The 12351-nt window shown below is 72.9% G+C and carries 11 protein-coding genes; 3 read left to right on the plus strand and 8 right to left on the minus strand.

Annotation, left to right across the window (positions count from 1 at the left end):
• Window positions 1–123 precede the first annotated feature (123 nt).
• Entirely contained in the window at window positions 124–492 is a 369-nt protein-coding gene (locus OO63_RS08555) for a nuclear transport factor 2 family protein (RefSeq protein WP_030363826.1), read from the minus strand.
• Window positions 489–1010, minus strand: a complete 522-nt coding sequence (locus OO63_RS08560; protein WP_078619022.1) for a cupin domain-containing protein — start codon at window positions 1008–1010, stop codon at window positions 489–491. The genes OO63_RS08555 and OO63_RS08560 overlap by 4 nt, the downstream gene beginning before the upstream one ends.
• 149 nt (window positions 1011–1159) lie before the next feature.
• On the opposite strand from OO63_RS08560, the gene OO63_RS08565 reads away from it, so the two are divergent.
• A complete protein-coding gene (locus OO63_RS08565) occupies window positions 1160–2212 on the plus strand; it encodes a helix-turn-helix transcriptional regulator (RefSeq protein ID WP_051810660.1) in 1053 nt (350 codons plus the stop codon).
• Here OO63_RS08565 and OO63_RS08570 read toward each other — a convergent pair.
• Window positions 2187–2825, minus strand: coding sequence for a TOPRIM nucleotidyl transferase/hydrolase domain-containing protein (locus OO63_RS08570; protein WP_031192279.1), 639 nt, complete (start codon window positions 2823–2825; stop codon window positions 2187–2189). The two genes, OO63_RS08565 and OO63_RS08570, sit on opposite strands and share 26 nt — an antisense overlap.
• Window positions 2826–2893: 68 nt before the next feature.
• Window positions 2894–3922: an alpha/beta fold hydrolase gene (locus tag OO63_RS08575; protein ID WP_063750383.1), complete on the minus strand. Its 1029-nt coding sequence runs from the start codon at window positions 3920–3922 to the stop codon at window positions 2894–2896.
• A gap of 630 nt (window positions 3923–4552) precedes the next feature.
• Between OO63_RS08575 and OO63_RS08580 the strand changes: the two genes are divergently transcribed.
• A complete protein-coding gene (locus tag OO63_RS08580) occupies window positions 4553–6520 on the plus strand; it encodes an ATP-binding cassette domain-containing protein (protein WP_051810681.1) in 1968 nt (655 codons plus the stop codon).
• A 126-nt stretch (window positions 6521–6646) separates the two neighbouring features.
• Here OO63_RS08580 and OO63_RS08585 read toward each other — a convergent pair whose 3' ends face one another.
• Window positions 6647–7393, minus strand: a complete 747-nt coding sequence (locus tag OO63_RS08585; RefSeq protein ID WP_031192282.1) for an ArsR/SmtB family transcription factor — start codon at window positions 7391–7393, stop codon at window positions 6647–6649.
• A 57-nt stretch (window positions 7394–7450) separates the two neighbouring features.
• On the opposite strand from OO63_RS08585, the gene OO63_RS08590 reads away from it, so the two are divergent.
• Window positions 7451–8167: a flavin reductase family protein gene (locus OO63_RS08590; RefSeq protein ID WP_078619023.1), complete on the plus strand. Its 717-nt coding sequence runs from the start codon at window positions 7451–7453 to the stop codon at window positions 8165–8167.
• Between the two features lie 26 nt (window positions 8168–8193).
• Here OO63_RS08590 and OO63_RS08595 read toward each other — a convergent pair whose 3' ends face one another.
• From OO63_RS08595 to OO63_RS08605, 3 genes are read right to left on the minus strand one after another with little or no spacing between them, the layout of a single operon-like run.
• On the minus strand, window positions 8194–10260 hold the full coding sequence (locus OO63_RS08595) for an iron ABC transporter permease (protein WP_031192284.1): 2067 nt from the start codon (window positions 10258–10260) through the stop codon (window positions 8194–8196).
• A gap of 4 nt (window positions 10261–10264) precedes the next feature.
• Window positions 10265–11245: an iron-siderophore ABC transporter substrate-binding protein gene (locus OO63_RS08600; protein ID WP_031192285.1), complete on the minus strand. Its 981-nt coding sequence runs from the start codon at window positions 11243–11245 to the stop codon at window positions 10265–10267.
• Window positions 11242–12102: an ABC transporter ATP-binding protein gene (locus tag OO63_RS08605; RefSeq protein ID WP_031192286.1), complete on the minus strand. Its 861-nt coding sequence runs from the start codon at window positions 12100–12102 to the stop codon at window positions 11242–11244. The genes OO63_RS08600 and OO63_RS08605 overlap by 4 nt, the downstream gene beginning before the upstream one ends.
• Between the last annotated feature and the right edge of the window lie 249 nt (window positions 12103–12351).

The following is a 12351-nucleotide window of genomic DNA, read 5'->3' on the forward strand; positions in this document are numbered from 1 at the left end:
CGTTACGCACAGGTCTCCGCTTCACGCTCTCCACTTGCGCACCACACGACATCTGCGCCTTCTCACGGAGTCGTCAGGCCATTCCGCTTGAGGGCGAGTTCAAGCCAATCGGCCCGGCCTCCCTCAGGACGCGTACAACGGCGCCAGATCCAGCACCACGCGGAACTCCACGATCAGCCCGTCCTCGCGGACGCGCCAGATCGTCACCGCGGGCAGCGTCACTTCCCTCATGTCCAGGCGGGTGTACGTCACTTCGGTGACGGCTATGGTCGTGTCGTCGATGACCCACGAGTCGACGATGCGGTGCCGCAGTGCGGCGATGGTCTCCATGAACGCGGTGTTGGCGGCGAGGATGGCCTCGCGTCCGACGAGGGGTTCGCCGTTGCCGAAGGACATCGTGGCGTCCTCGGCGAGCAGGGCGGTGACGCCGTGCAGATCCTTCCCGTCGATCTTCGTGAAGAGGGCTTCGGGTGTGGGGGCGGTGGTGGTCATGTCGTCTCCTGTGCGGTGGGAGGGCCGTCGGCGGGGCCCTCGATGTGCGCGCCGTAGGCCCGGGTGAGCTCGGCGAGGCGGGCGAAGTCGGACGGGTCGAGCGGGGGTGCCTGCTCGCCGGGCCTCGCGGGTACGCCCGCCTCGGCGAAGAAGCGCTCGAACCCGGCGGGCGCGGTGAGGATGAGCATGCGCGCCGGGGTCACGCCCGGGTTGGTGAAGCCGTGCACGATGCCCCGGGGCAGATAGAGGAAGTCGCCCACGCGCGCCCGGGTCGTCGTCCGCCCTGCAAGGACCTCCAGCTCGCCGTCGAGCAGGTAGAAGGCCTCGTCCTCCCGGCCGTGCACATGCGGGGGCGGGCCGCCGCCGGGCGGGACGGACGCCTCGAGCAGCGCGAACGCGCCGTTCGTCGAGTCGCCGCCCGCCTTGATGGTGTAGGTGTCCCCCACCACCCACAGCGACCGGCCTGCTCCGGAGCGGACGTGGCGGACCCCCGTCGCCGCTTCATTGATCGCGGTCATCGCGCCTCCTCATTGCGTGCCCCCGTATCCCCCGAGAACTGCTCTCCCCCGAGAACTTCCTGCTCACGACGCTAGAGGCGTAGGGGTCCGCTGCCTATGCCACTTTTCTGGTGTTCTGCCTCGGTCCCGTCTGTGCCACGATGAGTGATGTGAACCACAGCACCCGGGCGCGTGCCTACGAGCGGGTGGCACGGCTCACCGGCGCGCACCTCGATCTGCCGACGTTCCTCGACGAGGCGTCCGCGCTGCTCGCGACGGCGCTGCCGCACGACGCGGCCTGCTGGCACACCATGGATCCGGCGACCCTCATCGAGACGGGTCTCCATCTGGAGCACATGCCGAAGGCCCCGGACGCCGAGGTCGCGGCCCTCGCGTATCTGCCCGACGACTTCAACTCGTTCGTCGCGCTCGCGCGGGCCGACCGCCACAGCGGCGTCCTCAGCACGGCCACCGGCGGCCACCTGGAGCGGAGCCTGCGCTACCGCGAACTCCTGCGCCCCAACAGCGTCAGCGGCGAACTGCGCGCGTCCTGCGTCGTGGACGGCACCTGCTGGGGCAACTTCGCGTTCTTCCGCGAGACCCCGGCCGACTTCACCGAGGACGAGCAGGACTTCGCCCACGACCTCGCCGCGGTGCTAGGCGGCGGCTTCCGGGGCGCGGTGGTGCGGGGCAGGAGCTGCGGCGCCGGGGCGGGGCTGTGGCCCGGCCTCCTCCTGTTCGACGCGGACCGGCGGGTCGAGTCGGCGACAGGACCGGCCCGGCACTGGCTCGGCGAGCTGGGCTTTCGCGGCTCACCGGACGACGAGCCGCTGCCGTACGCGCTCCTGATGGTCGCCGAGCACGCCCGCGGTGCCGCCACCGACGCGAGTGTCCGGGTGCGGGGCGAGTCGGGCGTCTGGGTCGAACTGCACGCCTCACCTGCGTCCGGCGGCGGACCGGGCAGGATCGCCGTCATCCTGCAGTCCGCCACGGCCCCGTCCGTCACGTCACTGCTGTCCGCCGCGTACGGCCTCACCCCGCGGGAGCGCGAGCTGATCGGCCTGGTCCTGCAGGGCTGTGGGACGGGCGAGATCGCGACGCGCCTGTTCATCTCGCCGCACACCGTCCAGGGTCATCTGAAGTCGATCTTCGCCAAGACCGGGGTGCGCAGCCGTCGGGAGCTGGTCACGCGGGTGTTCACACCGGGGCGCCCGGAGGCCTGAGGCCGGCGAGGAGAGCGTCCAGCGGGGCCGGGACGCGGTCCGGTTCGAGGGCCTCGACGAGGACGCGGCCGTAGCGGATCTTGCGACCCTTCTTCGTGCCGAGGAAGCGCCGCACCTGCTGGTGCGGCGTGCGTCCCTGCTGTGCGGGCTGGCGCTGGAACGTCCGCAGGGCGCGCAGGTCGCCCTCCGCCTCGACGAGTTCCTCGACCCGCGGCACGCCGAGGGCGCGGATCAGCTCGTCCTCCAGGTCCGCCGCGCAGACGCAGATCTCTTCCTGCGCCGCGCCGGCCCGCTCCAGGCCGCGTACGTAGTAGCCGCGCTCGGCCTCGTCGCAGAGCCCGGTGAGACGCAGGCCCAGGCCGGGTGGCCCGAGAAGCCCGGCGAAACGCCCGACGCTCATCGCTCCGCCCATCGACAGGACGCAGACTCCTTCGGCCGCCAGGTCCCGGCCGCGGCGCGAGGCCAGCGCGCCGACCGCTTCGGCGTCGCTCGGCCCTTCGAGCAGGACGACCGTGCGGACGGCGAGGCGCTCGGCCAGCTCCCGCGCGGGGTCGCCGGGACCGCCGGCCGCCCAGGCGGTGACCGCTTCCTGGAAGGACCCCATGTCAGCCATGGGAGGAGTCTGCGCTGTTTCCGGCCACGAGGGTAAGGATTTTCCGCGCACGCCGCGGCACCGGCACGTCAGTCGGCGGCCCGCCCGGTGGCCTTCGCCGTGTCCCGCCCGGCGGCCCGCCCTGTGGCCTTCGCCGTGTCCCGCCCGGTGGCGTCCTCCGCGTCCCGCCCCGCATCCCGCCCCGCGTCCTGCTCCGCGGCCCGCGCGGCCACGTGCTCGATCGCCTCGACGGCGACCTCCGGTTCGTCGACGTAGATGTAGTGCCCGCTGCCCCGCGCGGTGCTCCGTTCGCTGTTCCTGGACACCGCCTGCCACTCCTTCTGCCCCTTCGTCCAGTCCTCCTCCAGGCCCTGCCCGTACGTGGGCACGCTCGTGAGGTAGTGCTTGCCGTGCTGGAGCAGCCGTACGGGGATGGCCCCGGCGGAGCGGACGTCCTGGTCGGTGAAGACGAGCTGTTCCGGGTTCTTCCCCGCGTAGATCGCGAGGGTCTGGGCGCGCACGTCGGCCGCGGGGCCGGTGGCGGACTCGGGGATCCGCTTCTTGAGGTCGGCGACGGCGGTGGGTGAGGTGGCGTCGAGCAGGACCAGGCCCCGGACCCGCTCCGGGTGGTCGGGGGCGTACCTGGCCGCGAGCAGCCCGCCCATGGAATGCCCGGCCAGGACGACGGGCTCGTCCCCGGCGACCTCGTCGAGGACGGCGGTCAGCGTCCTGCCGACGCCGTCGAAGTCCTGACGGCCGTCGGGGCGCTCGCTGTCGCCCGCGCCGAGTCGGTCGTAGGCACAGACCCGGCCCTTCTCGGCGAGCCGTCGCTGCAGGTCGGACATTTTCGTGAGGTCGTCGCCCCCGCCGTGCAGCAGGACGACGACCGGCCGGTTCTCCATCGGGCTTCCGGAGCAGGAGACATTCACCAAATGGCCGTCGGCGGTGATCTTCTTGATTCCGGTGAGCCGGTCCTTGTCGGAATGCGACGTGGGTCCCGAGGCCGACGCCGTCACCTTCGCGTCCGTCTTCGAATCGCCGCAGCCGACCAACCCCACACTGGCCACGGCGCAGCAGAGCCCCAGCGCGACAGCTGCCCCGGTCTTCCGGCGGGTCACAATGTCCTCCTACGAGATGGTTCCCGGTCAGGCAGGGCACCGAGGCGGAACGGCCCTGATGCGATGCCGTCCGAATTCGCCCCGGGATACGCCGACTTGCGTGCGATCCGCCGCGCCGGAGAGCACACATTTATCACGGGCCCGGCGCGCGAGACGTGCCCCTTGGCGCACGCCCGGGGGCACAGCTGCGCGTGCCCGCGCGCTCAGCTCCCTGACAGAGCGGGCAATACCCCTGACGAGTGAACGGCCACGCACGAGTGGTTCGATTCCGCGCTCCCCGAGACGGCGCACGCCCATTGCCGCCCACTCGAACATTCTGTCGATGATTCGTCCGTCCAACGGCGTGACGCACGGCTGATCAGGCACGTTCTCCGGACACTTCCAGCCCCCGCTCCCGAGGAGAGCTCGTGCATACCCTTCCCACACCTGCCACCTGCCCTTGCGTGTTCGACAATCCCCGGCCCCACGAGACGCGCCCCGCACAGCGGGTTGACGGCTCCCGCAGCGCCGTCCGCGCGGCACGACCGCAACCGAGGTGGTGGGCATGAAAGCGGCCCTCGACGAGGAGTTCACCGCCCCGGCGCCCGAGCGGAGTGGTGCGGCGTGAAGCGGTTCTTCGGACGCGTACGCATGGCCGATCCGGTGGTGTCCCGGGCCGAGGAGGAGTTGTTCGGCGGGCCGCTGCGGTACGACATGGGCTGGTCCGAGCACGAGCGGGCGCGGTTCGACCTGACGATGGTCACCGCGATCCGCGCGCTGCCCCGCCTGGTGCGGGCCACGCTGCGGCGGGCCTGGCGGGCCGACCGGTCCTCGCTCCTCGGCGTGAGGATCAGCGAGTTCGGGCAGGGCGTCGCCGCCGCGGGCGGCCTGCTCGCCGTGAACGCCGTGATGCACGCGCTGCTCGGGGCGGGCGATCCGGTGGACCGGTTGCGCGCCGCGCTGCCCGCCCTCGCCGTGGTCGCCGCGGTCGCGGTGGCGAGGGCCGTCTTCGCGGGCTGGTCGACGTCGCGGGCCGGGCGCCTGGAGCCCCTGGTGGAGCGGGTGGCGACCACGGAGTACCTGGAGGCCGCCACACAGGTGGAGTTGGAGGCGATCGAGGATCCGGAGTTCCGGCGGCTCATCGACGTGGCCCAGCAGGGGGCTTCGTCGGCCCGGCGCATGATCGGTGCCTGCGTGGCCGCGCTGAACGGCACGATCAGCCTGATCGCGACGGCCGGTGTGCTCGCGGTGCTCCACCCGGCGCTGCTTCCGCTGCTGTTGCTGATCGCTGCTCCGCGAGGGTGGGGCGCGATGCGGGTGGCGCAGGAGCGGTACGCGTCGGTGATGACGTGGGTGGAACACCTGCGTGCCAGCAGGCTGTTGGGCAATCTCCTCACCGAGCGCACGGCTGCGCAGGAGGTGCGTCTGCACCGCGTCGGGCCCTTCCTGCTCGACCGCTACCGGGGCATGGCCGAGAGCGCCGAGACCGAGCAGCGCCGACTCGCCGACGGCAAGGCGCTCACGGAGCTGGTGGCGGCCGCCCTTTCGGGGCTGGCCATGGCCAGTACGTACGCGGTGATGCTCTGGCTGATCGTGGCCGGGCACATGGAGCTCGCGGTGGCCGGAACGGCGGTGATCGCGGTGCGCTCGGGCTCGGCGAGCCTCGGCTCGCTCGTGATGAACGTGAACCAGTTGCACGAGGAGAGCCTGTACGTGCGCGACCACGAACGGTTCCTGGAGGAGGCCGCCCGGCACGCCATCCCCGGGAGCGGCCGGTGCGTGCCCTCGTCCGTCGATGCGGTGACCATGGAGAACGTCGGCTACCGCTATCCCGACCGGGACGAGCCCGCGCTCGACGGGGTGACGCTGCGCGTGCCGATGGGTTCGGTGGTCGCGGTGGTCGGCGAGAACGGGTCCGGCAAGTCCACCCTGATGAAGGTCCTCGCGGGTCTGTTGCTGCCACAGCACGGCTGCGTGCGGTGGGGCGGCCTGCCGCTCGGCCAACTGGACCGCTTCGACGTGTTCGAGCGCGTCACGCTGCTCACCCAGGACTTCCAGCGGTGGCCGGTCACCGCCGCGATGAACGTCCGCCTCGGCCGCCCCCACCAGGCGCCCTCCACCGAGCAGTTGGGCGCGTCGCTCGACTACGCGGCGGCGGCACCGGTCGTCGCGAGGCTCCCGCACGGCACCCGGACCCTGCTCGCCCGGATGTTCCGCGGGGCGTCCGAGATCAGCGGCGGCGAGTGGCAGAAGGTGGGCCTGGCCCGCGCCCACTGGCGCACCGCGACCTCCCCGGCCGACGGCCTCCTCATCGTCGACGAGCCGACCTCCGCGCTCGACCCCGAGGCGGAGATCGAGGCCTTCGACCGCATCCGCCGCCTTGCCGGACCCCGGCGCGCCGTCGTCCTGGTCACCCACCGCATGTCCGGTGTCCGGCACGCCGACACCATCCACGTCCTGCACCGCGGCCGCCTCGCGGAGTCCGGCAGCCACACCGAACTGATGGCGGCGGACGGACGCTACGCCGCCATGTTCCGGACCCAGGCGGCCCAGTACGCTCCGCAGCCACGCTCGGGGGTACCGCGACCGGGCACGCCGCCGGTCGCGGAGAACTCCTGACCTGTCGCCCGGCGCCGGGCCCGGCCGGGGTGCCCGCGGGGGCGCCCCGGCCGGGGCGCGGTCCGACTGGGGCGCGGTCCGACTGGGGCGTACCCGACCCGCAGCCCAAGCAGCCCATCACTCCCCTCAGGCCGCCGCAGCCCCTCCCGAGCCCACGAGCGTCTCATCGGCCAAGCCAAGATGGCGCTGAAGCGACTCCCGTCCGGATCCCGTGACCACCAGGGCACGGGTGGTGCCGACCCGAGTCACCCAGCCCGTGTCCAGCGCATGCCGGCACAACGCCGCCCCGACCGTCCCGGCCAGGTGCGGGCGGCGTTCGGTCCAGTCGAGGCAGGACCGCACCGACGGTCGGCGCGTGCCGGACGGGACGGTGACGCCGAGTTCCGCGAGCCAGTCGGCGCCCGCGGGGGTGAGCGCGAGCCCGTGGTCCTGGTCCAGGAGGCGGCGCTCGATCATCGCGTCGGTGATCGCGACGCCGACGGTCCCCGCGAGGTGGTCGTAGCAGGTGCGGGCGTGGGCGAGCGCCTGGCGGCGTCCGGCCGCCGACAGGGTGCGGGGCGCCGGTCCGCCGCCGGGGGCCAGGGCGCCGAGGCCCTCGATCAGCTCGGCGACCTGGGGACCGGCCAGGCGTACATAGCGGTGGCGGCCCTGGCGTTCCTCGGCCAGGAGGTCGCCGCGGACCAGGGCGTGCAGGTGCTCGGTCGCGGTCGAGGGAGCCACGCCCACGTGCCGGGCGAGTTCCGTCGCCGTCCAGGCCCGTCCGTCGAGCAGGGCCAGGCAGAAGGCCGCCCGGGTGCCGTCGGCGAGGAGTCTCGCGACGGCGGCCAGGTCGGGACCGCTGCCGCGGGTGCGCCGTGTGTCCATACCGGCCATTCTCGCCCCGGGACACTTCGGCCGCCGCCGAAGCGTCCGGCTCCTAGCGTTCCGTGCATGAACACAGCACCTCTGAGCACCACGCCCACCACGGCTCCCCTGGGCCCCACGCCCGCGACGGCCCCTCCGGGCACCGCACCCGCAGCGGCCGTCCCCCACCTCACGATCGAGCCGAACATCCTGTACTTCGGGACGCCGGTCGTGCTCCTGTCGACAGAGAACGGGGACGGCTCGTTCAACCTCGCCCCCCTCTCCTCCGCGTGGGCGCTCGGGCAGACGGTGGTCCTCGGCCTCGGCCGCGACGGGCAGTCCGCGCACAACCTCGCGAGCCGGCCCGACCTGGTCGTCAACCTGCCGGCGGCCGACCAGTGGCCCGCGGTGGAGCGGCTCGCGCCGCTGACCGGCCGTGATCCGGTGCCCGCGACGAAGGCCGAGGGCTGCCGTTTCGAGCCGGACAAGTTCGGCGCGGCCGGGCTGACCGCTGAGCCGTCCCAGCTGGTACGACCGCCGCGCGTCGCCGAGTGCCCCCTTCAGCTGGAGGCACGTGCCGCACGGGTGCGACCGGACGCGACCGGAGAGTTCGTCATCGTCGAGGCCGCCGTGCGCAGGGTGCACGCGGACGCCCGCGTCGTCGTCCCCGGCACCGACCACGTCGACCCCGCCGCCTGGACCCCGCTGATCTACAGCTTCCGCCACTACTTCGGCCTCGGCCCGGAACTCGGCCACTCCTACCGCACCCGCACCCCCCGCGCCCCGGCCGGACACTCCGTCTGAAGCCCCCCCCCACGGAACGCACGGCCCTACTTGCGGGTGCGTACCAGCAGGTAGAGGAAGTACGGCGTACCGAGCATCGCGGTCATGAGCCCGGCGCCGAGCTGCGCCGGTGCGATCACCGTGCGGCCCACGAGGTCGGCCGTGCAGACGAGGACGGCGCCGAGGAGCACCGCGACCGGGACCACCCGCACGTGCCGGCGGCCGACGAGGGCGCGGGCGGCGTGCGGGGCGACGAGGCCGACGAAGCCGATCGTGCCCGCGGCGGCCACGGCGGTGGCGCTCAGCAGGACGCTGAGGACGAGGAAGCCGAGACGGCCCCGGCTCAGGTTGAGGCCGAGCAGCCGCGGGGTGTCCTCGTCGAGGGAGACGAGGTCGAGTTCGGTGCGGCGCGCGACCGCGATGACCAGGCCCACGGCGAGGACGATCGCGAGCGGCACGACGTCGGGGAACGTCCGCCCGTAGGTCGAGCCGGAGAGCCAGGTCAGGGCCTTCGTGGCGTTGAACGGGTCGGTGAGGATGATGAGCAGGCTGATGATGGCCGTCGATCCGGTGGCGACGCCGAATCCGACGAGGACGAGCCGGTTCTGCTGGAACCCGCCGCGCGCCGCGAGGCCGAAGACGAGGACCGCGCTGGCCGCGGCGCCCGCGAAGGCACCGGCGGCGATGCCCCACGACCCGACCACGGGGACCGTCGTCACGAGCAGGACTGCTCCGACCGCGGCACCGTTCGTGACGCCGAGGACGCTCGGCTCGGCGAGGGGGTTGCGGGTCACGGCCTGGATCAGGGTCCCGGCGAGGGCGAGGGCCGCGCCCGCGAGGAGGGCGGCGGTGACACGGGGGACGCGGGTGTCGAGGACGAAGGTGATGGCCTGGCCCGAGCGGCCCTGCGTCCAGTTGAGCACGTCGCCCAGGAGCAGCTTGCTGTCGCCGATGAGCACGCCGGCGATCGTCACGCCGACGAGGGCGAGCACGAGGACGGCGGTGGTGACGACGAAGGTGGCCCGGCTCCGGATGCGCAGCCGCTCGGTCGGCAGGGCTCCGGCGGTGTCCCGGGCCCGCGCGGCCATGACGACCAGGAAGACGGCGCCGACGAGGCTGGTGACGACGCCGGTCGGTACGGCGACGGCGGTGTCGGAGGGCACGACGGCCCGCAGCAGCACGTCGGAGCCGAGCACCAGGGCCGCGCCCGTGAGGCCCGCGAACGGCAGCCGCGCCCGCGCCTTGGTGAAGGCGCGGAACCTGCGGGCCAGCGGGCGGACGAGGGCGGGGGCGCACAGGCCGACGAAGCCGATGGGTCCGGCGAGGGTGACGGCGGCCGTGGACAGGAGCGCGGCGAGCACGACGGCGGTGACGCGGGTGGAGCGGACAGGGACGCCCACACCGCGCGCGGCGTCGTCGCCGAGGGCGAGGGCGTCGACCCGGCGGGCGAGCAGCACGAGGCCGACGAGGCCGACGGCGGCGATGGGCACCATCTGGAGCACGCCGTCGAAGCCGTTCTGCGCGATGCTCCCCTGGTTCCACTTGTAGAGGCCCTCCGTCTGCTGGGGGCGCAGCAGCAGGAGGCCCTCGGCGACGGCGGTGAGGCCGAAGGTGAGGGCGCTGCCGGCGAGGACGAGGCGGACCGTGCCCGCGCCGAGGCCGGAGAGGCTGAGGACGACGGCGGCCGCGACGAGGCCGCCGACGAACGCGACGCCGGAGGAGGCGAGCAGCGGCAGCGAGACGCCGGTGGCGGCGGCGACGCCGAGGGCGAGGTAGGAGCCCGCGTTGACGGCGAGGGTGTCGGGCGAGGCGAGGACGTTGCGGCTGACCGCCTGCAGGGCGGCGCCCGCCATGCCGAGGACGGCGCCGACGAGGAGGCCCGCGGTCATGCGCGGCAGCCGGGAGGCGATGACGACGGACGAGTCGCCCGCGTCGGCCCGGCCGGTGAACGCCTTCCAGACCTCGGGGGCACTGACCGAGGCCGTGCCCTGCGTGATATCCACGACGGCGAGAACGGCGACGAGGAGGACCAGTGCGGCCGTCACCGCGGCCGCGCCCGTACGTGACGCGACTGTCGACGGACGGGTGGCGGGGGTGGTCGCGGTGACGGCCATGGCGTTACTTCTTCAGGGTGTCGACGACGGAGTCGACGTAACGGTTCATCGACTCGGGGCCGCCGAACATCCAGATGCCGTCGGGCAGGCGGTGCACGTTGCCCTTCTTGACGAACGGCAGCGACGTCCAGACCTTGTCCTTCTTCAGGGCGCCGGCGAACGGGTTGCTGCCCTTGTCGCCGTCGTTGCCGATGTAGGCGAACTGCACGCCTTCGTCGAGCTTGGTGAGGCCCTCGACGTCGGTGGCGCCGAGGCCGTAGACCTTGTCGCCCTTGACCTTCCAGTCGTTCTTCAGGCCGAGCTTCTCGTTGACGGCGCCGATGAGCGAGCCGTCGGTGTACGGCCGGATCGAGGTCTGGTTGCCGGTGACGTAGCCGTCGGCGAAGGCGAACTTCGCACCGCCGTGACCGGCGGCGGCGAGCTTCTTCTTGCCCGCGGCGAGCTTCGCCTCGAAGTCCTTCTTCAGCTTCGCGGCCTGCTCGGTGGTGCCGGTGGCCTTGGCGATGAGGTCGAGGTTCTTGTTCATCTGGCCGATCGGGTCGGCGGCGTCGCTCGCCTTGACCGTCAGGACCGGGGCGACCTTGCGCATTTGCTTCACGGCGGCGGCCGGCAGGTCGGTGGTGGCGAGGATGAGGTCGGGCTTCAGGGACGCGATGGTGTCCATGCTGGGCTCGCCGCGGGTGCCGATGTCCTTGGGGTCGTTCTTCAGCGGAACGGCGCTGTCCCAGGTCTTGTAGCCCTTGACGTCGGACACGCCGGTCGGCTCGACGCCGAGGGATATCAGGTTCTCGACGACGTTCCACTCGGTGCCGACGACCTTCTTGGCGGGGCCGTTCAGCTTCACCTTCGCGCCGGTGTCGTCGGTGAGCGTGAAGGACTCGGCGCCCTTCTTCGCTTCGTCGTCGGCGGACTCGGTGGTGCCGCAGGCGGACAGGGTGAGGGCCGCGGCGGTGGCGGCCGCCGCGGTGATCAGGAGGCGCTTCATGAGGTGGTGCTGAGCCTTTCGCTTCGCGAGTGGTGGCGGCCGATGGCGCGGGTGCGCAGGCGACCGGTGAGCGGGTCGGTCTCGACGTCGATGCGGATGCCGTAGGTGTCGGTCAGCCGCTCGGGCGTCAGTACGTCTTCGGGGTCGCCGTCGGCGATGACCCGCCCCGCGTCGAGCAGGACGACGCGGTCGGCGACGGCGGCGGCCTGGTCGAGGTCGTGCAGGACGGCGCCGACGGCGATGCCGTGGTCGTCCGCCAGGTCCCGCATGAGGTCGAGGAGTTCGACCTGGTAGCGGAGGTCGAGGTGGTTGGTGGGCTCGTCGAGCAGCAGGACGCCGGTCTCCTGGGCGAGGCAGCCCGCGAGCCAGACGCGCTGGAGCTGCCCTCCGGACAGATGTTCGGCGCCGCGCTCGGCGAGGTCCGCGACGCCGGTCAGGGCGAGCGCGCGGTCCACCGCGGCCCGGCCGCCCGGGTCGGCCTTGCCCCAGCGGCCCCGGTACGGGTAGCGGCCGAACTCGACGACGTCCCGGACGGTCAGCCCGCTGGGCGTGGGGCGCCCCTGGGTGAGCAGGGCGACGTGGCGCGAGAAGTCACGGGGGCCGAGGGCGAGGCCGTCGGTGTCGCCGTCGATGACGATGCGGGCGGTCCGGGCGCGCTGCAGCCGGGCGAGCGTCCGCAGCAGCGTCGACTTCCCGCTGCCGTTCGGGCCCACCAGGACGGTCACTTCGCCCGGGCGCAGCGTCATCGAGGCGTCGTGTACGACATCGACGCCCTCGTACGCCACGGTGACGCCCGTGGCGAGCAGCTCATGACCCTGGGCGCGCGTGGCCTCTGCGGTCTCTTCACCAACATGCACGCCCGAAGGTTAGCCTAACCTTATCGATGGGTGAAGCGGGGGTCCCGCGACAGCCACAAGGCGAATTCCGGCCAGACTCTCGCACCGCGTCCGACGCCCACGTCCCGGCGGCCCGAGAGCCACCGCCGAGGGCCCGTTCCGGCAGACCGATCGGGGCTGGAAGGGACGGCCGCCAGGAAGTTAGGCTCACCTAATCAAGGCAGATCCAGCTCCGCCCCCGCCCCTCCCCTCCCCCTCTCGCAAGGAGAC

It is taken from the genome of Streptomyces alboflavus, from assembly GCF_000716675.1.
GTDB lineage: Bacteria > Actinomycetota > Actinomycetes > Streptomycetales > Streptomycetaceae > Streptomyces > Streptomyces alboflavus.

Coding starts and splice junctions, on each gene's coding strand:
- OO63_RS08585 (WP_031192282.1), bottom strand. CDS start 7,393: ATGGCCGGTATGGACACACGGCGCACCCGCGGCAGCGGTCCCGACCTG.
- OO63_RS08555 (WP_030363826.1), bottom strand. CDS start 492: ATGACCACCACCGCCCCCACACCCGAAGCCCTCTTCACGAAGATCGAC.
- OO63_RS08590 (WP_078619023.1), top strand. CDS start 7,451: ATGAACACAGCACCTCTGAGCACCACGCCCACCACGGCTCCCCTGGGC.
- OO63_RS08580 (WP_051810681.1), top strand. CDS start 4,553: ATGGCCGATCCGGTGGTGTCCCGGGCCGAGGAGGAGTTGTTCGGCGGG.
- OO63_RS08570 (WP_031192279.1), bottom strand. CDS start 2,825: ATGGCTGACATGGGGTCCTTCCAGGAAGCGGTCACCGCCTGGGCGGCC.
- OO63_RS08595 (WP_031192284.1), bottom strand. CDS start 10,260: ATGGCCGTCACCGCGACCACCCCCGCCACCCGTCCGTCGACAGTCGCG.
- OO63_RS08560 (WP_078619022.1), bottom strand. CDS start 1,010: ATGACCGCGATCAATGAAGCGGCGACGGGGGTCCGCCACGTCCGCTCC.
- OO63_RS08600 (WP_031192285.1), bottom strand. CDS start 11,245: ATGAAGCGCCTCCTGATCACCGCGGCGGCCGCCACCGCCGCGGCCCTC.